Genomic DNA, 25590 nt, shown 5'->3' on the forward strand with positions numbered 1-25590 from the left:
GAAAGCCTGAAAGGCCCGTTCACGGGCCGCCCGGGGCCGAGTTAGCGTCCGCTGGACGGCACTCTCCTCGGCCCGGTGACAGGAGGACCATGGGCAGGCGAAGACGAAGGGCACTGGCCGCGGGCGCGGTGCTCGGACCCGCGATGATCGCCGGAGCGCTGCTGACGGCCGCGCCGGCGTCGGCGCACGGCGCGATGATGGTGCCCGGCAGCCGCACCTACCTGTGCTGGAAGGACGGCCTGAGCCCGACCGGGCAGATCGTCCCGCACAACCCGGCCTGCGCGGCGGCGGTCGCGCAGAGCGGCCCCAACTCGCTCTACAACTGGTTCGCCGTCCTGCGCTCGGACGGGGCCGGCCGCACCCGCGGCTTCATCCCCGACGGGAAGCCGTGCAGCGGCGGCGCGGTCGTCTACGACTTCAGCGGCTACGACCTCGCCCGCGACGACTGGCCGGTCACGCACCTGACCTCCGGCGCCGACATCGAGTTCCGGTACAACAAGTGGGCGGCCCATCCCGGAACGTTCCGCACCTACATCACGAAGGACAGCTGGAGCCCGACCAGGCCCCTCAGCTGGGACGACCTGGAGGACCAGCCGTTCTACAGCGTCACCGACCCCCCGAGCGTCGGCTCGCCCGGCAACGAGGACGCCTACTACCACTGGAACGCCAGGCTGCCCTCCGGCAAGAGCGGCCGCCACCTCCTCTACACCGTGTGGCAGCGCTCGGACAGCAACGAGACGTTCTACGGCTGCTCCGACGTGGTCTTCGACGGCGGTAACGGGGAGGTGACCGGCGTCGGCGAGGACGGCGGCGGTCCGACCGACCCGCCCACCGACCCGCCCGGCGACCCCGGCAAGGTCTGCAAGGCCGGGTACCGCTCCGTCGGCAGCTGGAACGGCGGTTACCAGGGCGAGATCACCGTCACCAACACCGGTACGCTCCCGCTCGGCGGGTGGATGGCCCACTTCACCTTCGCCAACGGCGAGACGGTCGACAGTCTGTGGAACGGCAGCCATACGCAGTCCGGCCCGGACGTCACGGTCAAGAACGCGAACTACAACGGCGCCCTCGCCGTCGGCGCGTCGACCACGTTCGGGTTCACGGTGAAGGCGCCGGGCTCGCCGACCGCACTCGAACCCCACTGCATGACCTCCTGAGGCCCGAGCAGAACGTGGCCCGCGGCGTCCGACAGGGGACGCCGCGGGCCGCTTCCTTTCCGGGGCACCGCCTCCAGGATGGGAGAAGCCCCGTGACCGGAGCGGGTCACGGGGCCGTTTCCGTGGTGGCCGGTTACCGGACGGGCGGGTTGGCGTTCTTGAGCAGCTCCTGGAACTGGGCGGAGAACCAGCGCCCGGACAGCGGGGCGTCCGCCAGCGCGCCGCTCATGTTGTTGTTGTTACGCGGGTTGCCGGTGTAGGTGGGGTCGCACATCCGGTCGAAGCCCTTGCCCTCGTCGTTCGGGATCTCCTTGCTGGCGCCGTCCGACTCTCCCGGGGGCTTCATCCACACGTAGGCGTCGATGCCGGCGGCGGGGGACGCCTTGGGCCGCTCGCCGAGACCGGCGCCCGCCTGGTTGCACCAGTTGCCGAGGTGGATGCGCCGGTCGGTACGGCTGCCGTCCACGTAGGCGTCCACGGTGGTCTTCGGGCCGGGCCCGGTCGGGCGGTTCGCGCCGCCCCAGCCGTTGCGGCTCGTGTCGACCAGCATGCCGATGCCCGAGTCGAACCCGTCCTTGATGAGTTCCTGCCGGAACGCCTGCGCGTAGGACAGCTCGTCGACGTACCGGTTCCAGTCGACCCACTTGGACTGCCGGACGGACGTGCCGTTCACGGCGTCGTTGATGGTGAAGTACGGCTCCTGCAAGGCTCCGTAGTTGGCGGTGTTGGTGATGAACCCGGCGACGTTGCCCTTCGAGCCGGACGCCTGCGCGACGGTGGCGAGCAGCTGCGCGGTCGGGGCGAAGTTGTCGTCCCAGCCGATCCAGCCGTGGTGGCCGACGTCGAGGTAGTTGTAGACGTTGGAGATGGCGCCGAGCTTCTGCAGCGCGTAGGCGACGCCCTTCTCGTAGTTGCCGTTGGCCTTCATGGTGTCGCAGTCCGGAGTGGCGGTCGGCCGGCCCCCGGCGTTGGTAATGAGGTTCGGCAGCGAGTCGATCTCCACGACCGTGACGACGCGCAGGTCGGCGTACTTGGCGTCGCCGAGGATCTGGGCGATCGGATCGATGAACTGCGTCTTGTACTTGTCGAGGTCGTCCGGCCCGAGTTCGCCGTTGGACGCCAGCGCGGAGCAGTCACGCCCGGGCAGGTCGTAGACGACGAGCTGGATCACACCGGCGCCCTGTTCGAGGGCCTCGTCGAGATGGGCGCGCAGGCCCATGGAGCCGCTCGTCCCCTGGATCGCGGCGATCCTGTCCAGCCACACGCCGGTCGACTGGTTGGACACCGCGCTGCCGCCGGGCTCGGCCGCCGCCTTGGCCGACCACTCGGGGTTCACGTACGCCTTGACCCCGGCGTAGGGGTTGTCGACGCGGTTGCCCGGGGGCGGATCGGTCGGCGGGTCGGTGGGCGGGTCGGTCGGTCCCGCCGACCCGGTGCAGAGGGTCCCGTTCAGCTTGAACTGCGCCGGCGCCTGGTTGGCGCCAGAGTAGGTGCCCTGGAAGCCGGGGCTGGCCGTCGCGTTGGTCGCCAGCGTCTGGGCCCAGCTCGGGTTCTTCACGGTGACGTGCTTGCCGGACTGCGTGAACGTCCCGTTCCAGCCGGAGGTCACCTGCTGGTCACCGGCGAAGTCCCACTCCAGCGTCCAGCCGCCGCTGATCGGGTCGCCGAGGTTGGTGACCGTCACCGAGGCGGTGAAGCCCGTGCCCCAGTCGTTGGTTGTGTAGTCGACCTTGCAGCCGGCGGCCGCGCTGGCCTGGGCCTGGGCCAGCGCGACCATGCCTGAGGCGAGCAGCACGGCCGCCGAGGCGGCCGCCGCGCCGCGGCGCCGGGCGCCGCGGCCGCTGCGCGCGGAGGGGTGTTTCATCCGGATTCCTCCATCTGGTTGGGGTGGGCTTCCATCGGGGGTCAGGGAGCGGAGCGCAGGTGGTCGCGCAGCCCGGCGCCGTAGGCGGTCGGGGTGCCGTCGTAGGAGCTGATCAGCGACGGGCCGCTGGAGCAGTCCCAGGTGTTCCACGTCCAGCCGAGGTAGGACGCTCCGCGCGCGTCCAGCCAGGTCATGAGCGAGTCGACGTAGGAGTGGCCGCAGGTGTTCTCGCCGATCTCGCCGGCGACGAGCGGGACCTGCGCGGCGACGGGGGCGATCTGCTGGTCCCAGCAGGACGCGTCCTTGCAGTAGTTGAAGTTGTAGGAGTGCCACGCGGCCGCCAGGTTCCCGGTGGGGTCGGACGGCTTCTGGGCGAGCCACTGGCCGAGGTCGTTGGAGTAGCTGCTGCCCGCGACCATGACGACGTTCTGCGCGCCGGTCGAGCGGACGGCGTCGAGGAGGTCCTGCATCCCGGCCGCCTCGTAGGTCAGGCCCGTGCAGGCCGAGCCGCCGTCACGCCAGCACTTCCACGACTGGGCGTAGTCCATGACCTGGAGGTTGTTCGGGTAAGGCTCGTTGAACAGATCGAAAACGACCGCCGTGTCGCCGTTGTAGGCGGCGGCGAGCTGCTTCCAGAATTCCGGTGCGTACTGGGCGTCCGGCATCGGTTTCTGGCATTCCGCCGCCGCGGTCTGGCAATGGCTGTCGTAGCCGGTCCACAATCCGCGGCTCCAGTGCAGTTCCAGGATGGGGGTGATGCCGTTCTCTTCGAGCAGCCCCACGTAATTCTTGACGGCGTTCTGGTAGGCGGTTCCGCGGTAGGCGGGATCGACGTTGTCCAAGCCCAGCCAGCAGTCGGAGTTGAGCGGCACCCGGACGGCGTTGACGTTCCAGTTCTTGATCGCGGCGACGGAGGCGGCGTCCATGGGGCCGTCCCATATCCCGTTGCCCTGGACGCAGGCGAACTCGCCGCCCGAGCGGTTCACCCCGCGAAGGCGCACCGCGGCGCCGGCGGCGTTCACGAACGTGTTGCCGGAGACCTTCAGCTTGGGGGCGGGTCCGCCGGGCGGGGGAGTGGTCGGGGGATCGGTGGTGGGCTCGCCGCCGCCGTTGCAGGCCGTCCCGTTGAGCGCGAAAGCGGTCGGCGCCGCGTTCGTGCCGCTGTAGGCGAACTGCGCTCCGGCCTGCGCGGACGCGCCCGTCGAGAGGGCCGCGTTCCAGCTCTCGTTGGCGACCGTGACGGTCGTGCCCGACTGCGTCCACCGGCCGTTCCACCCGCCCGTGAGGCGCTGGTTCCCGGTGTAGGAGTACGTCAGCGTCCAGCCGTTCACGGCCGGTCCCCGGTTGGTGATCGTGACGGCGGCGGTGAAGCCGGTGCCCCAGTCGTTGGTGGTGTAGCCGACCTCGCAGGCGACGGCGGCGCGGGCGGGCGGCGCGCCGAGCACGGTCCCGGTGCCCGCGACGAGTGAGCCCGCCGCGCAGATCGCGCCGGTCAGCGCCGCCACCGCGGCGGTGCGCGGGGAAAGCGATCTCATGGATCTCCGCCTTCACGTCGGATGATGGGGCTTGGGAGCGCTCCCACTCCTGGACTGCGGTGAACGTAGAACGCCTTGGACGGGGGAGGGAAGCCTTGTTCCATTCCTTTCACGAACTTTCACGGCGCCTTGCGCGCGCGGTGAGCGGCGGGTGCGGGCGACCCGGAATTCGGTTTCGTCGCGACCCTTGACACGATGCGCGTCCGATCAGATTCTTGGGAGCGCTCCCACTACTCCCGACCCGGTCCACCCCCTCGAAAGGCCGGGAACCCCCGAAGGGAGTGCCGCAAGCGTGACCGTCACCCACCCCCCGCACGACCCCGCCCTCCCCGACCGACCGCCCACCCTCGCCCATGTCGCGCAGCTGGCCGGCGTGTCGCCGGCCACGGCGTCCCGCGTGCTGAACGGGTCCGCGCGCGTCAGCAAGGCGGCCCGCCTCCAGGTCGAGGCGGCGGTCGAGCGGCTCGGCTACGTCCGGCGCCGCAGCGGCCCTCCCGACCGGGAGTCGTCCGGCACCATCGCCGCCGTCGTCTGCGAGGACGGCTGCCGCGTCCTCGGCGACCCGTTCTTCGCACGCCTGCTGTGGGGCCTGCGCCGCGAGCTCGGCGGCCGGGCGCCGCTCGTCGTCCTCATGGCCGGCCGGGCGGACGAGTGGCGGGCGACCACCGGCTACCTGCGCGGCGGGCGGGCCGAAGGCGTGCTTCTCGTCAGCGCCCGCCGCGACCAGGTCGCCCCGCTCGTGCAGGCCGCCGCCGGCGCTCCCGTGGTGCTCGCCGGGCGCCCCCTCGACGAGGTGGCGCTGCCCTACGTCGACGTCGACAACCGGGGCGGCGCGCATGCCGCCGTCCGGCACCTGCTGGCCTCGGGCCGCCGCCGGATCGGCACCATCGCCGGGCCCGCCGACATGGGCGCCGCCGTCGACCGGCTCGCCGGCTACCGGCTCGCGGCGCGCGAGGCCGGGATGGGCGTCAACGGGCTGGTCTGCCAGGGCGACTTCGGCCGGCTGTCCGGTGAGCGGGCGATGCGCCGCCTGCTGGAGCGCCGGCCGGACGTCGACGCCGTGCTCGCCGCGTCCGACCAGATGGCGGTCGGCGCGCTGAGCGCGCTGCGCCGCGCGGGCCGCCGCGTCCCCGACGACGTCGCGGTCGTCGGGTTCGACGACGCCCCGGTGGCCCAGCAGGTACGCCCCCGGCTGACGACCGTCCGGCAGCCGGCCGAGGACCTTGGCGCCCGCCTGGCGCGCGAGCTGCGCGCCTGCACCGGCGGCAGGCCGAACACCGAGCGCGGCGTCGTGCTGCGCACCAAGTTGATCATCCGGGAGTCCGGCTGACGGACCGGGGCCGGCGTGGCCCCCGCCCACCCCATCACCACCACCGCCGTGCTCCGCCGGGGGTGGAGACCGCCACGCCCGGACGCCGGGCGCGACTGGAAGGAACACAGGTGAGAAGACATCAACGATGGCGCGCGTTCACGGCCGTGGGCGCGACGCTGACCCTGCTCTGCGGCGGCCTGGGCGTCATGGCCCCGGCGCATGCCGCCGCAGCGGCGTGCAAGGTCGTCTACAAGAAGAACGACTGGGGCAGCGGTTTCACCGCGAGCATCGACATCACCAACCAGGGCGACGCGCTGGACGGCTGGAAGCTGACCTACTCCTACTCGGGGAACCAGAAGCTGGCGAGCGGCTGGTCGGCGAAGTGGTCGCAGTCGGGCCAGCAGGTCACCGTCGAGAACGAGAACTGGAACAGGACGCTCGCCTCGGGCGCCTCGGTGAACGTCGGCGCGCAGTTCACCTACAGCGGGACGAACACCGACCCCACCGCGTTCAGCCTCAACGGCACGCCGTGCAACCAGAGCTCGTCCGCCCCGACGGTGGCGCTGACGAGCCCGTCCGCCGGCGCGACGTACTCGGTGGGCGCCGCGGTGCCGATCGCCGCCACCGCGGCGGCCGGCTCCGGCGCGACCGTCTCCAAGGTGGAGTTCTTCGACCAGGACGGGTCGCTCGGCGCCGCCGACACCACCGCCCCGTACGGGCTGAGCTGGACGCCCACCGCGGGCGGCTCGTACTCGATCTACGCCAAGGTGACCGACAGCACCGGCGCGACGGCCGAGTCCGCGCCGGTGGGCGTCACGGTGACGGCGGCGGCGAGCGTCGTGGCGAGCCCCGCCGCGCTGACCGTCGCGCAGGGCGCCAAGGCCGCGTACGCGGTCAAGCTGTCGCAGGCCCCGTCCGCGACGGTGACCGTGACGACGACCCGGACCGCGGGCAACTCCGGCCTGTCGGTGACCGGCGGCGGGACGCTGACCTTCACGCCGCAGAACTGGTCCACCGCGCAGAACGTGACGATCACCGCGGACGCCTCCGGGACGGGCCAGGCGACGTTCACCTCCGCCGCGCCCGGCCATGCCGCGGCCAAGGTCAACGCGACCGAGGTGGCGACCTCCGGCGACACCTACACCCAGCGCTTCCTCGACCAGTACAACAAGATCAAGGATCCGGCGAACGGCTACTTCAGCCCCGAGGGCATCCCGTACCACTCGGTGGAGACGTTCATGGTCGAGGCCCCCGACCACGGGCACGAGACGACGTCGGAGGCCTACAGCTATCTCATCTGGCTGGAGGCCATGTACGGCAAGGTCACGCAGAACTGGGCCCCCTTCAACGCCTCCTGGGCGCTGATGGAGAAGTACATGATCCCGACGCACGCGGACCAGCCGACGAACTCCTTCTACAACGCCTCCAAGCCCGCCACCTACGCCGCCGAGCACGCCGCCGTGAGCGACTACCCGTCACTGATCGACGGCAGCGTCCCGGTCGGCCAGGACCCGATCGCGAGCGAGCTGAAGTCCGCCTACGGCACCGACGACATCTACGGCATGCACTGGCTGCAGGACGTGGACAACGTCTACGGGTACGGCAACACGCCCGGCGGCGGCTGCGAGCAGGGTCCGAGCGCTGACGGCCCCTCCTACATCAACACCTACCAGCGCGGGGCGCAGGAGTCGGTGTTCGAGACCGTCCCGCAGCCGACGTGCGACAAGTTCGCCTTCGGCGGCACCAACGGCTATCTCGACCTGTTCATCAAGGACTCCGCCTACGCCAAGCAGTGGAAGTTCACCGACGCGCCGGACGCCGACGCGCGCGCCATCCAGGCCGCGTACTGGGCGAACGCCTGGGCCAAGGACCAGGGCAGGTCCGGTGACGTCTCGGCCACCGTGGCCAAGGCGGGCAAGATGGGCGACTACCTGCGCTACTCGTTCTTCGACAAGTACTTCAAGAAGATCGGCGACTGCCATTCGCCCTCGTCCTGCCCGGCCGGGTCGGGCAAGGACAGCGAGCACTACCTGCTGTCCTGGTACTACGCGTGGGGCGGCGCGACGGACACGAGCGCCGGCTGGGCGTGGCGCATCGGCGACGGCGCCTCGCACTTCGGCTACCAGAACCCCCTGGCCGCCTACGCCCTGGTGAACGACGCCGCGCTCGCGCCCAAGGGCGCGACGGCCAAGGCCGACTGGGGCAAGAGCCTCACCCGGCAACTCCAGCTCTACAGGTGGCTGCAGTCCGCCGAGGGCGCGATCGCCGGAGGCGTCACCAACAGCTGGGAGGGCAGCTACAGCACGCCCCCGGCCGGCCTGACCGAGTTCTTCGGCATGGCCTACGACTGGCAGCCCGTCTACCACGACCCGCCGAGCAACCAGTGGTTCGGCTTCCAGGCGTGGTCGATGGAGCGCGTGGCCGAGTACTACCAGGTCACCGGCGACGCGTCCGCCAAGGCGATCCTCGACAAGTGGGTCTCCTGGGCGCTGTCGCAGACGACGGTCGACCCGTCCACGGGCGGAATCAAGATCCCCTCCACCCTCAAGTGGACGGGGCAGCCGGACGCGAACTGGTCGGGCTCCACCGGGATGCCGCCCGCCAACGCCGGTCTGCACGTCTCGGTACAGGACTACACCGACGACGTCGGCGTGGCCGCCGCGTACGCCAAGACCCTGACGTACTACGCCGCCAAGTCCGGTGACACCGCCGCCAAGCAGGCCGCCAAGGACCTGCTCGACGCCATCTGGAAGCACACCGACGCCAAGGGCGTCTCCGTCCAGGAGACCAGGTCCGACTACAAGCGCCTCACCGACCCGGTCTACGTCCCCTCCGGCTGGAGCGGCACGATGCCGAACGGCGACCCGATCAACTCCAGCTCGACCTTCATGTCCATCCGTTCCTTCTACAAGAGCGACCCCGACTACGCGCGCGTGTGGGCGTACGCCAGCGGCCAGAGCTCCACGGCGCCGGCGTTCACCTACCACCGCTTCTGGGCCCAGGCGGACATAGCCCTGGCCATGGCCGACTACGGCCGCCTCTTCAACGAGTGACCACCCGCACGAGGGCCCGTCGCGACGCTCGTCGCGACGGGCCCTCCGCTCGTCCCAGGGGCCCGCCACCAGGAGCGACGGCCGAATATGCGAACATATGTTCGTGTCCGATGGTGCGACGATCCTGCATGCCGACCTGGACGCGTTCTACGCGTCGGTCGAGCAGCGGGACGATCCCGCGCTGCGGGGGCGGCCGGTGATCGTCGGGACGGGCGTGGTGCTGGCGGCGAGCTACGAGGCCAAGGCCTGCGGCGTGCGGACGGCGATGAGCGGCGGGCAGGCCCGCCGGCTGTGCCCGCGGGCGGTCGTCGTCCCGCCGCGCATGAGCGCCTACAGCGCGGCGAGCAAGGCGGTCTTCGCGGTGTTCCGGGCCACGACGCCGCTGGTGGAGGGCCTGTCGATCGACGAGGCGTTCCTCGACGCCGACGGGCTGCGCCGCCCGCCGGTGGACGTCGCCGTCCGGCTGCGGCGCGAGATCGCCGAGGAGGTCGGGCTGCCGATCACGGTCGGGGTCGCCCGCACCAAGTTCCTCGCCAAGGTCGCCAGCGGCGTCGCCAAGCCCGACGGGCTGCTGGTGGTGCCGCCGGACGGCGAGCTGGAGTTCCTGCGCCCGCTGCCGGTGCGGCGGCTGTGGGGCGTGGGGCCCGCGACCGCGGCCAAGCTCGCCGGGTTCGGCGTGGCGACGGTCGGGGACGTGGCCGGCATGCCGGAGTCCACGCTGGTGTCGATGCTCGGCCCGGGGGCGGGCCGCCACCTGTACGCCCTGGCGCACAACCGCGACCCGCGCCCCGTGCGGACGGGGGTGCGGCGGCGGTCGATGGGGGCGCAGCGGGCGCTCGGCCGCCGCGAACGCTCGGCGGCGGAGCTGGACGTGATGCTCGTCGGGCTGGCCGACCGGCTCGGCGGACGGCTGCGCAAGGCCCGCCGCGTCTGCCGGACGGTCACCCTCCGGCTGCGGTTCGGCGACTACGCCCGGGCCACGCGCTCGCACACGCTGGCCCAGGCCACCGCCGAGACCTCCGTGCTCCTGGCGGCGGCGCGGGGCCTGCTCGCCGCCGCCGTGCCCGTGATCGACGAGCGCGGCCTGACGCTGATCGGCCTCTCGCTCGGCAACCTGCACGACGACCGTGCCGTCCAGCTCACCCTGCCGTTCGACCAGGCGATGGCGGTGGACGGCGCGGTGGACGGCGTCCGGGACCGGTTCGGCTCGTCCGCCATCACCCGCGCCGTCCTTCTCGGCCGGGACCAGGGCGACTCGGTGCCGCTGCTGCCCGACTAACCGGCACGGCCCGCCGGAGTACAGGCGTCGCGCGACGCCGTTCGAGGGCGGTCCGTCGAACGCGAAGGTTCTTCTCGTCTTCGTCGTCGGAGAGAATGATTGACGCGCTGTCGCGGTGACCGGCCCGGCGAACACGTCCGGGCGGTGCGGGCCGAGGGTGAGGAGAACCGGGTGGGTGCCGCGAAGAAGCAGGACCAGACCAGGGCGGGCAAGGCCGAGTTCTGCTACGAGCTGCTGCGGTCGCGCATCCTCGAAGGCACCTACGTGCCCGGATACCGGCTGGTCATCAACCAGCTCGCCCAGGAGGCCGGGGTCAGCACGATCCCGTTGCGCGAGGCGCTGCGCCGGCTGCAGTCCGACGGGCTCGTGGAGGTGGTGCGCAACGTCGGCGCCCGCGTCGCGGTCTTCGACGCCGAGCAGGTCGAGCACACGCTGCAAGTCCTCGCCCGGCTGGAGGGCTACGCCACCGCGATCTCCGCACCGCTCATGACGGCCGCGCACATCGCCGCCTCCCGCAAGATCAACGATCGCATGGTGGAGGCGCTGGAGGTGTTCGACCCGACCGCGTTCACCGCGCTCGACCGCGCGTTCCACTTCTCGATCTACGAGCACTGCCCGGACGCGCACCTGCGCTCTCTGCTCGAAGCCGAGTGGACGCGGCTGGACCACATGCGCCGCTCGACCTTCGGCTACGCCCCCGGCCGCGCCCGCCGCTCCGTGGCCGAGCACGGGCACATCCTCGACCTCGTCACCGGCGGCGCCGGCCCCGCCGAGATCGAGCGCATCGCCTGCGCCCACAAGAGCGCCACCGCCGACGCCCTCCACGGCGCGCATCCCGTCCCGCACAAGTAGACCTGCGATCCGGCGGGAGGACGCCCGGATCCGCAGGGCAGCACGGCGGTGTCCCGCGTCAGGGGAAAGCCGCCGTGGATGGTCCCATAGCCAGGGCCCGGAGTCCCGCGAGGCAGGGACGGGATCGCCGGAACGGCTCGCGCATCGATCGGATAACGCCCCTTCGGGAGTGCGCCCCGAGTCGGGAGGATGCCGGTGCGCCCGCCGAGGGGCGCACGGCCGTCGCGGCCCCGGGAAAGCACGGACCCGCCTCCCGTGGGTTCGCGGTGGCGGGACGGGGGCCGAGGTCCCAGCATGGAAAGGATGGTCGTGGTGATTTCCGCGCCACGCAGGCGCAGGTCGCCGCCGTGGTTCGGGACGGAGGCGAGGCGCGCCCTCGTCGCCGGGGCGGCGGTCGCGGGGCTGGCGCTCCTCGCAGGCTGGCCGTACTGGCGGGACCATCCGGCCGCCGCGGCGACCACGCTGGCCAGCTGCGCCGCCATCGCCGTGGTGGGGGTGCTGCTCGCGACCGGGCCGCGCACCCGCCGCACCGGGCTGCTGTTCGCGGCCGCGTCGGTGTTCTGGGCGGTCAACTGGGCCGCGAGCTGGGACGCGACCATCGGGCCCATCATGTCGCCCTACGCCCAGGCCGACTTCTACCTCGCCCTCGCCGTCGGCGTCCTGCTCTACCCGGGCGGGCGGCTGGAGTACCTGGGAGACCGGATCTGGACGGTCATGGCGTGCCTGATCCTGTGGGGCTGCCCCACGGCGCTGTGGGTCACGTCCGAGCCGGAATGGGCCGCGTTCCGGGGCGAGTCGGTGTGGTGGCCCGCCCTCTACCCCGACCTGGACACCTTCAAGGTCGTCCTTCAGGTCTCCGCCGCCCTGTACCTCCTCCTCGCCCTCTCGTTCGCCGTCGTCCTCCTCGTGCGGCTGCCGCGGATGGGCCGGTTGCGGCGCCTGCTCGCCCTGCCCGTGACGGTCGCGATCGGGTTCGTCGGCATCTCGGCGGCGTTCACGCAGAAGCCGATCATGGAGGCGTCGATCCCGCTGGACGACCTGCTGCGCGTCTACGTGATCCAGGGCGCGGTCGTCGTCCTCGTCCCCCTGACGCTGCTGGCGTCCGGGCTGCGGGTCCGCATCGCCGAGCTGACCGTCGCGGGGCGGATGCTCCGGCTGACCGCCCCGGTGTCGGTGGAACGGGTCCGCGACGCGCTGCGCGACGTCCTGCACGACCCGACCCTGGAGCTCTGGTTCTGGGCGCCGACGGAGGGCGTCTACGTCGACATCGCCGGGCACTCGGTCGACCTGGGCCCGGAGACCGGTGGCGCGGACGGCCCGGCGGAGGACGGCGGGCGCTGGCGGCACAGGGTGCGCGGCGCCGCCGGGGAGCCGCTCGCGGTCGTTGAGCTCGGCGGCGCGCTGCGCGACCACGGCTCCCTCGTGGAGGCCGCGCTCGTCGCGGGCGGCCGGGCGCTGGAGACGGCGCGGCTGCAGGCCGGCGTGCAGGCGGGCCTCGAACAGGTCCGGGCCGCCTACCGGCGCCTCGTGCGGGCCGAGACCGCCGAGCGCGAGCGGCTCGGCCGCGACCTGCACGACGGCGCGCAGCAGCGGCTGCTGGCGGTCGGCGCGATGCTCGGCACGCTGGAGGCCGTCACCGGCGACCCGGCGGTCAAGGAGCACGCCCGCGCCTGCCGCGCCGAGCTGAGGGAGGCCCTCGCCCAGTTGCGGGCGCTGGCCAGAGAGGTGCAGCCGGCGCTGCTCGTCCAGCACGGTCTCGGCCCGGCGCTGGAGGTCGTCGCCGAGCGGCTCGGCACCCGGGTCGCGCTCGACGTCACGCCGCGCCGGTTCTCCCGCGAGATCGAGTCCACGCTTTACTCCGCGCTGTGCGAGACGCTGTCGTACGCTGTCGAGCGCGCGCGTGCCACCCGGATCTCCGTGTGGGTCGGCGAGGAGGACGGGCGGGTGCTCGCCGAGATCGGGCTCGACGGTGCCCGCCCCGGAGACCCCGCCGACCCCGTTGCCGATCTGGCCGGTCCGTCCGGCCTGATCCGGGCGCTGCGCGGTGAGGTGGAAGTCGGCGGCGGCCCCCGCGCGGGCATGACGGTAAGGATGGACCTTCCATGCGAGTAGCCGTGGCGGAGGACAGCGGGATCTTCCGGCAGGCTCTGGTCACCCTTCTCACCACGGTCGGGATCGACGTGGTGGCCTCCGCCGGCTCCGGCGAGGAACTGCTGGCCCGCGTCGCCGACGATCCGCCGGACGTCGCCATCCTCGACCTGCACATGCCGCCCACGTTCACCAACGAGGGCGTCGTCGCGGCACGCCGGCTCCTGGAGCGCCACCCCGGCCTCGGCGTCCTGGTCCTGTCGGCCTTCAACGAGACCCCGCAGGCGATGGAGCTGTTCCGCGGCAGGCCGCGCGGCGTCGGATACCTGCTGAAAGACCACGTGACGGATGTGGAGAACCTGCGTTCGGCGCTGGAGCGGGTCATGCGCGGCGAGGTCGTCATCGATCCCGACGTGGTGACCAGGCTGGTCGAGGCGCGGCACCGCGAGCAGGAGCTGTCCAGGCTGTCGGGGCGCGAGAGGGAGGTCCTCGGGCTGATGGCGGAAGGCCACTCCAACGCCGGCATCGGAAAGCGGCTGCACCTGTCCGCCCGGACGGTCGAGGACCACGTGCGGGCCATCTTCGCCAAGCTCAAGATCACCACGCCCGGCGGGCCGCCCGGTCCCCAGGACAGCAACAAGCGCGTGCTCGCCGTCCTGACGTGGCTGCGCGCTGCCGAGACCCGCTGACCGCAACCGGACACCCCGGTAGCGCGGTCATCGCGTCCACCCGCGTCCCACGCATCGATCGGGTAACAGACCCTCGCGCGGCGGTGCGGCGGTGGGGAAAACTGCCTGTGCGAGTCCGGTCGCGTCAGGTGACCTCGGTGGTGGCCCCCGCACGCCACCGCGATGCGCCACGGGCCCGTCCTCGGGCTCGTGACGCGGCCGTTCCCGGCACGATCCCATGCTCCCGGCGGCGCCCTGCGCGCACATCCGGGAAAACCCCCGTCCCGGACGGTGGTTTCCCGGGACGACACGGAAGGATCGCGGTGAGGCCCGTCCCCCGGTGGCCGCCGTGGCTCGGCGCGCGGGTCCGACGCGCCCTGGCCGCGGGGGCGGCGGTCGCGGTCGCGGCGCTGGCCTGCGGCTGGCCGCACTGGCGCGCCCAGCCCGTCGCCGCCGCCGTCACCCTGGTCTGCTGCGGCGGGTTCGCCGTCGCGGGCGGGCTGTTCGCGGCGGGGCGCACCGGCCGGCGCACCGGCGCGGCGTTCGTCGCGGCCGCCGCGGCGTGGGCCGTCACCTGGGCGGCGGCCTGGAACACCGGCGCGGCGCCGCTGGTGTCGGTGTTCGCCCAGTCGGTGTTCTTCCTCGCCATCGGCATCGGCGTGCTGCTGTACCCGGCGGGGCGGCTGGAGGGCGCCGCCGCGAAGCCGTGGACCGCCGCCGCTGTTGTGATCATGGTCGGCGGGCAGGGGCTGCTGTGCGCCGTCTCCCGTCCGGCCTGGAACGGCTTCGCGGCGTCGGTGACCTGGCCGGTGCTGCGTCCCGACCACGAGGCGTTCCACGGCGTCCAGCGGGGGCTGGCCGGCGCGATGACGGTGCTGGCCGGCGCCCTCGTGGTGATCCTGGTGGCCCGCCTGCCGCGCACGGGGCGGCTGGACCGCGCGCTCACCGTTCCCGTCGCCGTCGCCGTGACGTTTGGCGTCACCGGCGCCCTGGCGGTCCAGAGCACGCTCATCGGCAGCGACGCAGAACTGGCGGACGTGCTGGACGTCTACCTCTTCCAGGGCGTCTTCGCCACGGTGCTGCCGCTGGCGTTCCTCGGCGCCGCGCTGCGCGCCCGGCTGGCCGAGCTGATCGTCGCCGAGCGGATGCAGCGCCTGCTCGTCGCCCCCGTCTCGGTGGCGCGCGTCCGCGGCGCGCTCCGCACCGTCCTGGGCGACGACGACCTGGACCTGTGGATGTGGGCGGACGGCGGCTACGTCGACGTGGACGGCCGCCGCATGCGCGACGCGCCCGGAGGCTCGGCGGGCCGCTGGCGGCACGAGGTCCGCACGTCCGGCGGCGAGCCCCTCGCCACCGTCGACCTCGCCGCCGCGCTCCGCGACCACGAGCCGCTCGTCGAGGCGGCGCTGGTCGCGGGCGGCCGCGCGCTGGAGACCGTCCGGCTCCAGGCCGCCGCGCAGGCCAATCTGGAGCGGGCGCGCGAGGCGCGCGAGCGCCTGGTGCGCGTCCAGGCGGCCGAGCGCGAGCGGCTCGCCGCCGACCTGAAGCACAGTGCCCGGCAGCGGCTCCACGACCTGGAGGAGATGCTCGTCCGGCTGGAGGTCGCGGCGGCTGACCCGCGGGCCCGCGAGCAGGCCGGGACCTGCCGCCGCGAACTGACCGAGGCGGTCGCCGAACTGGAGGCCCTGGCCCGCGGCATGCACCCGGCGATCCTCGCCGACGCCGGGCTGGCCCCGGCGATGGAGCTGGTCGCCAGCCGCACGGCCGTGCCCGTCCATCTCGACCTGCCCGCGGACCGGTTCCCGCCCGAGATCGAGTCGACGCTCTACTTCGCGCTCTGCGAGGCCCTCACCAACGCCGTCAAGCACGCCCGGGCCGACGCGATCCACCTGACCGTCCGCACGGGGCCGGACGGGATCGCCGCCGAGGTCCGCGACGACGGCGTCGGCGGTGCCGCCCCGGACCCGGGCGGCGGCCTGGCGGGCCTCACCGACCGCGTCCGCGCCCTGCGCGGCCGGGTCACCGTCCAGAGCCCGCCGGGGGAGGGCACCACGGTCCGCATCGTCCTCCCGTCCGGAGACGGCGCCTGAGTCCTCCGGCCGCCCGCGTTCAGGAGGGGGTGGTGCGGCGCGGCCCGAAGGTCTCGAAGGACCGCAGGGCGGCGTCCAGGATGCGGTCGGTCTGCGGCTCGCTCTCCGGGCCGCCGGTGAGCAGGCTCCGCAGGAGTTCGTCGTCGCTCGTCATCGTGCGGCCGACTCTAGCCGCCGCGCGCCCGCCCGGCCGAGCGGAGGGCGCGGGCGGCGACGGGGGAGTGGCGCAGCGGGAGCGGGGTTGCGGTGTGGGCGGGCCGCACACCGCGCGCGAAGTGCCGGTCCGCGACGCCCGCGCCCACGACGGGGTGCGCGAGCTGGAGGAGCAGGGTGGACCTGCTGGTGAACACGCCGCGGCGGACGGCGGGTTCAGCGGGAGGAGAGCGCGTCGAGGGCCTGCTCGGTGGTCGGGTGGGCGATGAGGTGCCGGTCCAGGCCGCTGCGTTCGATGATCGTGCGGAACCGGCGCTCCGGGCGGGCCAGGACGAGCTCGCCCCCGGAGGCGTGGGCGGCCTTCCACAGAGTGATCATCGCGTTCAGTCCCGAGGAGTCGCAGAAGCTCACCTCGCCGACGTCCAGGACGATCAGGGCCGGCCCGCTCATGGCCCGCATGTCGGCCAGGACGTGCTCGCGCAGCGCGTCGGCCGTCAGGATCGTGAGCTCCCCCTCCGCCTCTACCAGCAGGCAGGGGCCGCGGGCGTCGCTGCGGACCCGCAATGGATCGATGGGGGTTCCCTCCGGCGTCTCGCCGGCTCCGATGGACATGACCATCACCTCCCGTAGTCGCAAGATTGCGGAGTACCCATGAAAGGGGAGGTCATGCGGGTTCCCGGGCGGGCCTGCCGGCGCCCGCCCGGGAACCGTCCGGCGGAGCGTCGATCAGGTGACGTCGCGGCGGCGGAAGGCGGCGAGTCCGACCGCGGCCAGTCCGGCCGCCACCGCGGTGAGCGCGAGAAGGGGGAGCGGGTCGGCGTCGCCGCCGGGCAGCTTCGGGGTGTGGGTGAAGGGGGACAGGTCCATGACCGCCTGCGGGAGACCCAGCAGCGGTCCCACCTGGCCGAGGAGCAGGAAGACGGCGAGGACGCCCCATCCGGCGGACGCCGCGCGGGGAAGGGCGCCGAACAGCAGCATCGCGGCGGCGGCGACGACCCAGACCGACGGGAGCTGGGCCAGCGCCGCGCCGAGCTGGCGGGGAAGCTGGCCGGCGAGGTCGTCCGAGCGGGCGCCGTGGACCAGGCCCACGGCCAGGCCGGTGGCGGTGAGCATGACCACCGTCCCCGCGACGGTGTTCGCCAGGGCGGCGACGGCCCAGCGGGTGCGTCCGACGGCGGTCGCGAGGACGGGTTCCAGGCGTCCGCCGCTCTCCTCGGCGCGCAGCCGCAGGAGGCTCTGCACCGCGTAGGCGGCGGTGAACAGCGCCATGAGGCCCATGGCCGTGGCGAGGAACGCGTCCGCGATGTCCTGCTGGCCGCCCATCTTGCGGATGTCGTCCAGGACGGCGTCGCTGCCGTTGACCAGGTCGTCGACGCCGTCCGCGACCCCGCCGATCGCCAGCCCGTACACCAGGAAGCCGCCGGCCCAGCCGAGCAGCGTCCCGCGCTGCAGCCGCCACCACAGAGAGAACGGGCCGCGCAGGGACGGCGGGGCGTGCGCGGGGCCGAGGGACGGAGCCAGGATCCCGGCGCCGAGGTCGCGGCGCTCGGTCAGCAGGTAGGCGGCGGCGACCAGCAGCACGAACGCGGCGAGGGGAAGCAGCAGGACGGCCCACTGCTCGTCCGCGCACGGGCGGACGCGCTGTGCCCAGCCGATCGGCGACAGCCACGAGACCCAGTGCGCCGAGCTCGCGTCGGCCACGCCGCGCAGCAGGTAGGACACGCCGAGGACGGCGAACGCCAGGCCGTTGGCCAGGCGCGAGGTCTCGGCGATCTGGGCGGTGAGCGCCGCGACGCCGGAGAACACCAGCCCGGCGCCGAACCAGGACAGCCCGAACGCGACCGAACCGGCCGCCGGCAGCCCGAAGAGGATCATGACGAGCGCGGCCACCGCCCCCAGGGTCCCGGCGGCGGTCACCGCGGTCAGGAGCGCCGCGGTGAGCGGCGCGCGGCGCCCGACGGCGGCGGCGCCGACCAGCTCCAGCCGGCCGGCCTCCTCCTCGGCGCGCGTGTGCCGGACGACCAGCAGGACGCACATCACCGCGGTGAACGCGGCGCCGGTCGCGCCGACGCGCCACGCGCTGAGCCCCGCGACGCTGCCGTCGTTCAGGACGGGCCCGTAGAGCGCCCGCGTGGACGGGTTGTCGTTGATGCCGCGCGCGAAGCTCGCGAGCGCCGAGGGCGTGTCGTACTCGTGCTTGAGGCTGTAGACGGTGCTGGAGACGAGCGCGGTCAGCCCGTAGATCCAGGCCGGCATCATGACGCGGTCGCGGCGCAGCCAGATCTTCAGCAGCATGCCCGCGCCGGCGAGGCCGCCGTCGCGGCCGGCGGCGCGCGCGGGGGCGTGCAGGGTCGTGGCGGTCATGACGCGGTCTCCCTGGCGAGGTCGTCCTCGTAGTGGCGCAGGAACAGCTCTTCGAGCGTGGGCGGCCGGCTCGTCAGCGTCCGCACGCCGATCCGGGTGAGCTCCTTGAGCGCGGCGTCCAGCTCGGGGGTGTCGACCTCGAACCTGATGGTGGTGCCGTCGATGCGGACGTCGTGCGCCCCCGGCAGCGGGACGCCGTCCGCGGCGGCGGCGAGCTCGGCGTGGATGGACGTGCGGGTCAGGTGCCGCAGCTCGTCGAGCGTGCCGGTCTCGACCGTCCGGCCCTTGCGGATGATGGTGACGCGGTCGCAGAGCGCCTCGACCTCGCTGAGGATGTGGCTGGACAGCAGGACGGTGCGCCCGGCACGCCTCTCCTCCCGCACGCACTCCTGGAAGACCTCCTCCATGAGCGGGTCGAGTCCGGAGGTGGGCTCGTCCAGGATGAGCAGTTCCGCGTCGGACGCGAACGCCGCGACGAGGGCGACCTTCTGCCGGTTGCCCTTGGAGTAGGCGCGGCCCTTCTTCTTCGGGTCGAGTTCGAAGCGGCCGAGCAGCTCGTCCCGCCGGTTCCCGTCGAGGCCGCCGCGCAACCGCCCGAGCAGGTCGATGACCTCGCCGCCGGACAGGTTCGGCCACAGCGTGACGTCGCCCGGGACGTAGGCGATGCGGCGGTGCAGGGCGGTGGCGTCGCGCCACGGGTCGCCGCCGAGCAGGCTCGCGGCGCCGGAGTCGGCGCGCATCAGCCCGAGCAGGACGCGGATGGTCGTGGACTTCCCGGCGCCGTTGGGGCCGAGGAACCCGTGCACCTCGCCGGGGGCGACGCGCAGGTCGAGGGCGTCGAGCGCGCGCGTCCGGCCGAACGTCTTGACCAGGCCGTCGGCCCGGACCACGTCATTCATCGTCGTCTCCCTTGATACTCGCCTCGTACCGGTCCATCGCCGCGTGGGCGCGCGTGACGGTCTCCCGGTCGAGCAGTTGGTCGTCGAAGATCTCCAGGACCGCGCGGCGCAGCCGCAGCGACCCCTCGGGGGTGAAGGTGTCGACGCCGAGGACCCGGCTGAGGTGCTGGTGCAGCACCTCGATCCCGGTCGTCATCGCGACGATCGCGGCGGCGTAGGCCTGTGCGTCACGGGTGGTGGGCGCGGCGGTCCCGGGCGGCGGATCCGCCAGGTACCGCTCGGTCACGTCGACCAGGTCGTCGAACACGCGTCCCGCCGCCGCCGAGCCGTCGACGAGCGCGCGGGCCAGGTAGCGCCGGACGGGCAGGTCCGCCTGGACGGCCGCGGCCAGGAACCCCGGGTCGCCCATCGCCTCGCCGGCGGAGGTCGAGCTGAGCTCGCGGACCGTGTCGAGCGCGTAGGCGTCGCACGCCTCGCGCAGTTCCTCCTTCGAGCCGAAGTGGTGCTGGACGAGCCCCACCGAGACCCCGGCGGCCTTGGCGATCCCGCGGAACGTCGCGCCCTTCATGCCGTGCTCGGCGAACTGCTGCAGCGCCGCGTCCCGGATCTTGGCCCGCGCCGTCAGGTCCTCGGGCGCCGGGCCCGCGGCCCGGCCGGTCCCCGCCATTCCGCACCTCCAATACAAGTGTTCAGCTTCCAATATGCATGTATACCATACGTCTGTATGGTCGCGAGCGCGAACGGAGGCGGCGGGGCGTTGAGAGGGGGGTTAGCTTAGGCTAGCCTTACCTCGTGTTTTCCCCTGCGCGAGAACGCCCGCCGAAATCCCCGGAACGGCACGGGCCGTCGCGCGGCGCGCATCCGTGGTGGTTCGTCCTGCTCGCGGCGGTGCTGCTGCTCACCGTCGGGGCGAGCCTCGCGATCGGCGCCGGGGATGTCCCGCTCGCGGACGTGCTGCCGGGCGTGTTCTCCCCGGACGACGGCTCCCGGGCGCAGCTGATCGTCCATGAGCTGCGGCTGCCCCGCACCCTCCTCGGCGTTACCGTCGGCGTGGCGCTCGGTCTGGCGGGCGCGGTGATGCAGGCGCTCACCCGCAACCCGCTCGCCGAGCCGGGCCTGCTCGGCGTGAACGGCGGCGCGGCCCTCGCGGTCGTCCTCGTCATCGGCGCGTTCCGCGTGGACGACCTGCTCGTCTACGTGTGGGCGGCCTTCGCCGGAGCGGCGGGCGCGGCGGCCCTGGTCTACCTGATCGGCGCCCGGGGGCGCGGCGGCGCGTCACCGGCGCGGCTGGTGCTCGCGGGCGCCGCCGTCAACGCCGTCTTCAGCGCGATGACGGCCGGCGTGATGCTGTTCACCCCGCGCACCTTCGGCGGCTTCCGGTTCTGGCAGGTCGGCTCGCTCGGCGGCCGCGACGTGCCGGTCTTCCTGCGCGTCCTGCCGTTCGTCCTCGCCGGGACGCTGCTCGCGCTGGCGCTCGCCCGCCCGCTGAACGCCCTCGGCCTGGGCGACGACGCGAGCCGCGCCCTCGGCTCCCGCCCCGGGTGGACGAGGGCGCTCGGGGCGCTCGCGGTGGTGCTGCTGTGCGGGTCCGCGACGGCGGCGGCCGGGCCCATCACGTTCCTCGGGCTGGCCGTCCCCTTCATCGTCCGGACGGCGGTCGGCCCGGACCAGCGGCTCGTCCTGCCCTACTCGCTGCTGCTCGCGCCCGTCCTGCTGCTCGGCGCGGACATCATCGGCCGCGTCGTCACGCCCGGAGAACTGGAGACCGGCATCGTCACCGCCTTCCTCGGGGCGCCGTTGTTCGCGGTGATGGTCCGGAGGGGGAGGACGCGCGACCTATGAGAGTCATCCGTTCGGCCGGGGTGTCACTGCGTTGGGAGCCGCGCTCGGCGGCGGTGTGCGGCATGCTGGCCGCGGTCGCGGTCTGCGCGGCCGTCCTCGTCGTCGGCTCGGGGGAGTTCCCCATCGCGCCGCCGGACGTGGTGCGCGTCCTCCTCGGCAGGGGCGACCAGGCCACCGAGTTCATCGTCACGACCCTGCGCCTGCCGCGCGCCGTCACCGGCCTGCTCGCCGGACTGGCGCTCGGCCTGTCCGGGGCCGTCTTCCAGAGCATCTCCCGCAACCCGCTCGGCAGCCCCGACCTCATCGGCTTCACCACCGGCTCGGCGTCCGGTGCGCTGCTGCAGATCCTGGTGTTCGGCGGCGGGGCCGTCGCGATCACCGTCAGCTCGGTCGCGGGCGCGGTGCTGACCGCGCTCGCGGTGTACCTGGTCGCCTACCGCCGGGGCGGCGGCGTGCACGGCGTCCGGTTGGTGCTGATCGGCGTCGCGGCGGCGGCGATGCTGGAGGCGCTCAACTCCTACCTCATCACCCGCGCCGAACTGCGCGAGGCGTACGAGGCCGCGTTCTGGCTGACCGGCAGCCTCAACGGGAGGGACTGGGACCAGGCCGTCCCGCTCGCGCTCGCGCTGGCCGTCCTCGTCCCCGCGGCGCTGCTGCTGGCCCGGCCGCTCGGCATGGGGGAGCTCGGCGACGACGCCGCGCGGGCGCTCGGCGTGCCCGTCCAGCGGACGCGGGCGCTGCTGACGGTCGCCGGGGTGGGTCTCGTCGCGGCGGCGACCGCGGCGGCCGGTCCCGTCCCGTTCGTGGCGCTCGCCGCGCCGCAGCTCGCCCGGCGGCTGACCCGCCGCCCCGGCGCGCAGCTGCTGCCCGCCGCGCTGACCGGCGCGGCGCTGCTGGCGAGCGCGGACCTCATCTCGCTGCACCTGCCGGTCGCGGTGCCGGTCGGCGTCGTCACCGGCGTCCTCGGCGGCGTCTACCTCGCGTGGCTGCTGTCCGCCTCCGGTCGGCGTTGACGGAGCCGGACGTCGCAATTAGGTTAGCCTTACCTAATTTGAGAGGAGTTCCGTGCTGACCTGGGATGAGCTCCACGCCGCGCTGGCCGAGGTGCTGGGCGAGCGCGCGGAGGCGGACGACAACCTCATCGAGCTGGGCATGGACTCGATCCGGCTCATGCAGCTCACCGGCCGGCTCCGGCGCAGGGGCATCGAGATCCGCTTCGCCGAGCTGGCCGAACGTCCGACGCTCGCCGGGTGGTGGGACCTTCTCGCCGAGAAGGGCCAGGTGGAGGCCTCGGCCGGGCCCGCCCCGGACGCCGACGCGGCCGCGGTCGAATCGGACGACCCCTTCGCACTGGCGCTGATGCAGCACGCGTACTGGATCGGCCGCGACCCGGGCCAGGAGCTCGGCTCGGTCGCCGCCCACCTGTACGTCGAGCTGGACGGGCGCGCGATCGACCCGGCCCGTTTCGAGTCGGCCGTGGGCGCTCTGGTGCGGCGGCACCCGATGCTGCGCGCCGCCGTCCGCGACGACGGGACGCAGCAGATCCTGCCCGAACGTCCCGGTCCGCTCGTCACCGTCCACGACCTGCGCTCCTCGTCCGACCCGGACGCCGAACTGGAGCGCGTCCGGGACGAGATGTCGCGGCAGCGGCTCCCCATCAAGGACGGCCGCGTCTTCGACGCCCGGCTCAGCCTCCTCCCGGACGGCGCCGCGCGCCTCCACCTGGACGTCGACATGGTCGCCGCCGACGCGATGAGCTACCGCGTCATGCTGGCCGACCTCGCCGCGCTGTACGAGGGCGAGACCCTCGCGCCGATCCGCTACGGCTACGCCCGCTACCTCGCCGACGACCCCCGCGCGGAGGCCCGCGCCGCCGACCGCCGCTGGTGGGCCGACCGCCTCGCCGACCTCCCCGGCCCGCCCGAGCTGCCGGTGGTCGCGGCGCCGGGGAACCGCGTCGAGCGCAAGCACCACTGGCTGCCGCCGGACGGCAAGGACCGCTTCATCGCCCGCGCGCACGCCGAGGGCGTCACCCCCGCCATGGCGCTCGCGGCGGTGTTCGCCGAGGTGATCGGCGCCTGGTCGGCGACGCCCCGGTTCCTGCTCAACCTGCCGCTGTTCCACCGCGAGCCCGTCCACCCCGACGTCGACAAGGTCGTCGGCGACTTCACCGGGTCCATCATGCTGGAGGCCGACCTCACCGAGAACCTCCCGTTCGTCGAGCGCGCCCGCGCTCTCCAGTCGAACCTGCACACGGCCGGCGCGCACAGCGACTACTCGGGGCTGGAGGTGCTGCGGGACCTGTCGCGGCTGCGCGGTGAGCAGGTGCTCGCCCCGATCGTCTACACGAGCGCCCTCAACCTGGGCGAGCTGTTCGGCGACCGCGTCCGCGAGCTGTTCGGCGAACCGGGATGGATCATCTCGCAGGGCCCGCAGGTGCTGCTGGACGCGCAGGTGACCGAGGTGTCCGGCGGCCTGCTGCTGAACTGGGACGTGCGCCTGCCCGCGTTCCCGGACGGCGTCGCGGAGGCGATGTTCGACGCCTACACCGCCGCGATCACCCGTCTCGGCGCGCCCGGCGCCGACTGGGAAACGCCCCTCGGCATCGCCGCCACACCGTCCCAGCTCCGCGTCAGGCACGGGTCGAACGCCACGCCCGCGCCGCCGCCGCGCACGCTGACCGAGGGCTTCTTCGAGCACGCCGCGCGCCGCCCGGACGCCGCGGCCCTGCACTGGGGCGACGACGGGACGATGACCTACGGCGAGCTCGCCGACCGCGCCCTGCGGATCGCGTCGGGGCTGGCGGCCGAGGGCGTCCGCCCCGGCGACCGGGTCTCGATCGAACTCCCCAAGGGGCCCGACCAGGCCGCCGCCGCGCTCGGAGTGCTGGCGGCCGGCGCCGCCTACGTCCCGATCGGCCCCGAGCAGCCGGAGGCGCGGCGCGCGAGGATCCGCGCGAGCGCCGGGGTCGCCGCCTCGCTCACCCCAGGCGGCGTCGCCGAGGCCGACCCGCCGCCCGGGCCGGTCGCGGTGCGTCCCGACCAGGTCGCCTACGTGCTGTTCACCTCCGGGTCGACCGGCGAGCCCAAGGGCGTGGAGGTCTCGCACGGAGCGGCGATGAACACCATCGGCGACCTGGTCGAGCGGTTCGCGATGGGGGCGGACGACGTCACGTTCGCGATCTCGGCGCTCGACTTCGATTTGTCGGTGTTCGATTTGTTCGCCGCCTGGCACGCGGGCGGCGCCGTTGTCGTCCCGGACGAGGACGAGCGGCGCGACGCCGCCCGGTGGGGCGAACTGGCGCGGCGCTGGTCGGTGACCGTGCTGAACTGCGTCCCGTCCGTCCTGGAGATGCTCCTGCGCGCCGGCCGGGCGGAGAGCCTGCGGCTCGTCCTGCTCGGCGGCGACTGGGTGGGAACGCACCTGCCCGGCCTGCTGCGCGAGAACGCGCCGGGCTGCCGATTCGTGGCCCTCGGAGGCACGACGGAGACGGCGATCCACTCGACGGTGCAGGAGGTCGCCGGTGACGTCCCCGCCGACTGGCACGCCGTCCCGTACGGGGTGCCGTTGCGCGGGGTCGCGTGCCGGGTGGTGGACGAGCTGGGCCGCGACCGCCCCGACTGGGTCACCGGGGAGCTGTGGATCGGCGGCGCCGGCGTCGCGGACGGTTACGTCGGCGACCCGGCCCGGACCGCCGACCGGTTCGTCCTCTGGGAGGGCACGCGCTGGTACCGGACCGGCGACCTCGCCCGCTACCGCCCGGGCGGGACCATCGAGTTCCTCGGCCGCCGCGACCACCAGGTGAAGGTGCGCGGGTTCCGGATCGAGCTCGGCGAGGTCGAGGCCGCGCTGCGCGACCATCCCGCCGTGGCGCGCGCCGTCGCGCTCCTCGCCGGCGGCCGCCTCGCCGCCGCCGTGGTGGCGCCCGCCGAGACCGACCGGGACGCCGTGCTCGCCCGCGTCCGCGACCTGCTGCCCCCGCACATGGTCCCGGAACTGCTCGTGCGCGTGGACGAACTGCCGCTCACCGCGAACGGCAAGGTCGACCGCAGGGCGCTCACGGCCCTCGCCGCCGCCGAGGCCGGCGGGGCGTCCGCGACCCACGCCGAGCCGAAGACGTCCCTGGAGAAGGTGCTGGCCCGGATCGTCGCCGAGGTGCTGGGGAGGGAACGCGTCGGCGCGGACGCCGACTTCTTCGCCCTCGGCGGCGACTCCGTTCTCGCCACCACCGTGCTCGCGCGGCTGCGCGAGGCGCTCGACACGACGGCGCTGCCCGTCCGCGTCCTGTTCGCAGAGCGGACGATCGCGCGGATCTGCCGCCGCTTCACCGAACTGGAGGAGACGCCGGGGCGCCTGGAATCCGTCGCCGCCATCTGGCTGGAGGTCGAGGCCATGACCGAGGAGGAACTGACCGCGCGCCTCGGGTGAGCCAGG

The 25590-nt window shown here is 73.6% G+C and carries 19 protein-coding genes; 11 read left to right on the plus strand and 8 right to left on the minus strand.

Annotation, left to right across the window (positions count from 1 at the left end):
* The first annotated feature begins 89 nt into the window (after positions 1-89).
* Positions 90-1157, plus strand: coding sequence for a lytic polysaccharide monooxygenase (locus BJ999_RS19215; RefSeq protein WP_179834566.1), 1068 nt, complete (start codon positions 90-92; stop codon positions 1155-1157).
* A gap of 133 nt (positions 1158-1290) precedes the next feature.
* On the opposite strand, the gene BJ999_RS19220 is transcribed toward BJ999_RS19215, so the two are convergent.
* Both BJ999_RS19220 and BJ999_RS19225 read right to left on the minus strand, forming a co-directional pair.
* On the minus strand, positions 1291-3021 hold the full coding sequence (locus BJ999_RS19220; protein WP_276514112.1) for a glycoside hydrolase family 6 protein: 1731 nt from the start codon (positions 3019-3021) through the stop codon (positions 1291-1293).
* 41 nt (positions 3022-3062) lie between these two features.
* Positions 3063-4556: a cellulase family glycosylhydrolase gene (locus tag BJ999_RS19225; RefSeq protein WP_179834567.1), complete on the minus strand. Its 1494-nt coding sequence runs from the start codon at positions 4554-4556 to the stop codon at positions 3063-3065.
* Positions 4557-4848: 292 nt separating this feature from the next.
* Here BJ999_RS19225 and BJ999_RS19230 point away from each other — a divergent pair, with 292 nt between their 5' ends.
* From BJ999_RS19230 to BJ999_RS19260, 7 genes are all read left to right on the plus strand, one after another.
* Positions 4849-5886 carry a LacI family DNA-binding transcriptional regulator gene (locus tag BJ999_RS19230; protein ID WP_179834568.1) on the plus strand — a complete coding sequence of 346 codons (1038 nt, stop codon included), beginning with the start codon at positions 4849-4851 and terminating at the stop codon, positions 5884-5886.
* 110 nt (positions 5887-5996) lie between these two features.
* Positions 5997-8921, plus strand: coding sequence for a glycoside hydrolase family 48 protein (locus BJ999_RS19235; RefSeq protein ID WP_229810547.1), 2925 nt, complete (start codon positions 5997-5999; stop codon positions 8919-8921).
* Positions 8922-9024: 103 nt separating this feature from the next.
* Positions 9025-10200: a DNA polymerase IV gene (gene dinB, locus BJ999_RS19240; RefSeq protein ID WP_218935132.1), complete on the plus strand. Its 1176-nt coding sequence runs from the start codon at positions 9025-9027 to the stop codon at positions 10198-10200.
* Positions 10201-10371: 171 nt separating this feature from the next.
* A complete protein-coding gene (locus tag BJ999_RS19245) occupies positions 10372-11052 on the plus strand; it encodes a GntR family transcriptional regulator (RefSeq protein ID WP_179834570.1) in 681 nt (226 codons plus the stop codon).
* Between the two features lie 312 nt (positions 11053-11364).
* Entirely contained in the window at positions 11365-13164 is a 1800-nt protein-coding gene (locus tag BJ999_RS43630; RefSeq protein ID WP_179834571.1) for a sensor histidine kinase, read from the plus strand.
* Complete coding sequence (locus BJ999_RS19255; RefSeq protein ID WP_179834572.1) at positions 13155-13829, plus strand: response regulator transcription factor; 675 nt, start codon at positions 13155-13157, stop codon at positions 13827-13829. Before BJ999_RS43630 ends, BJ999_RS19255 begins: the two co-directional genes overlap by 10 nt.
* Positions 13830-14131: 302 nt before the next feature.
* Positions 14132-15898: an ATP-binding protein gene (locus BJ999_RS19260; protein WP_179834573.1), complete on the plus strand. Its 1767-nt coding sequence runs from the start codon at positions 14132-14134 to the stop codon at positions 15896-15898.
* 19 nt (positions 15899-15917) lie between these two features.
* Here the strand turns inward: BJ999_RS19260 and BJ999_RS43050 are convergent, their stop codons facing one another.
* The 6 genes from BJ999_RS43050 to BJ999_RS19285 form a co-directional block, all read right to left on the minus strand.
* Entirely contained in the window at positions 15918-16052 is a 135-nt protein-coding gene (locus BJ999_RS43050; protein WP_268247849.1) for a hypothetical protein, read from the minus strand.
* A 13-nt stretch (positions 16053-16065) separates the two neighbouring features.
* Positions 16066-16248, minus strand: coding sequence for a hypothetical protein (locus BJ999_RS19265; RefSeq protein ID WP_179834574.1), 183 nt, complete (start codon positions 16246-16248; stop codon positions 16066-16068).
* Between the two features lie 19 nt (positions 16249-16267).
* Positions 16268-16663 carry an STAS domain-containing protein gene (locus tag BJ999_RS19270; RefSeq protein WP_179834575.1) on the minus strand — a complete coding sequence of 132 codons (396 nt, stop codon included), beginning with the start codon at positions 16661-16663 and terminating at the stop codon, positions 16268-16270.
* A 114-nt stretch (positions 16664-16777) separates the two neighbouring features.
* Positions 16778-18415: an ABC transporter permease gene (locus BJ999_RS19275; RefSeq protein ID WP_179834576.1), complete on the minus strand. Its 1638-nt coding sequence runs from the start codon at positions 18413-18415 to the stop codon at positions 16778-16780.
* A complete protein-coding gene (locus BJ999_RS19280) occupies positions 18412-19314 on the minus strand; it encodes an ABC transporter ATP-binding protein (protein WP_179834577.1) in 903 nt (300 codons plus the stop codon). Before BJ999_RS19280 ends, BJ999_RS19275 begins: the two co-directional genes overlap by 4 nt.
* Positions 19307-19981, minus strand: a complete 675-nt coding sequence (locus BJ999_RS19285) for a TetR/AcrR family transcriptional regulator (RefSeq protein WP_179834578.1) — start codon at positions 19979-19981, stop codon at positions 19307-19309. The genes BJ999_RS19280 and BJ999_RS19285 overlap by 8 nt, the downstream gene beginning before the upstream one ends.
* 125 nt (positions 19982-20106) lie before the next feature.
* On the opposite strand from BJ999_RS19285, the gene BJ999_RS19290 reads away from it, so the two are divergent.
* The 3 genes from BJ999_RS19290 to BJ999_RS19300 are packed head-to-tail and all read left to right on the plus strand — an operon-like array spanning position 20107 to position 25584.
* Positions 20107-21156, plus strand: a complete 1050-nt coding sequence (locus BJ999_RS19290) for a FecCD family ABC transporter permease (RefSeq protein WP_179834579.1) — start codon at positions 20107-20109, stop codon at positions 21154-21156.
* Positions 21157-21176: 20 nt separating this feature from the next.
* Positions 21177-22169: a FecCD family ABC transporter permease gene (locus BJ999_RS19295; protein ID WP_308427278.1), complete on the plus strand. Its 993-nt coding sequence runs from the start codon at positions 21177-21179 to the stop codon at positions 22167-22169.
* 52 nt (positions 22170-22221) lie between these two features.
* Positions 22222-25584, plus strand: coding sequence for a non-ribosomal peptide synthetase (locus BJ999_RS19300; protein ID WP_179834581.1), 3363 nt, complete (start codon positions 22222-22224; stop codon positions 25582-25584).
* Positions 25585-25590 lie beyond the last annotated feature (6 nt).

The sequence above is a fragment of the Actinomadura citrea genome (genome assembly GCF_013409045.1).
Lineage (GTDB): Bacteria > Actinomycetota > Actinomycetes > Streptosporangiales > Streptosporangiaceae > Spirillospora > Spirillospora citrea.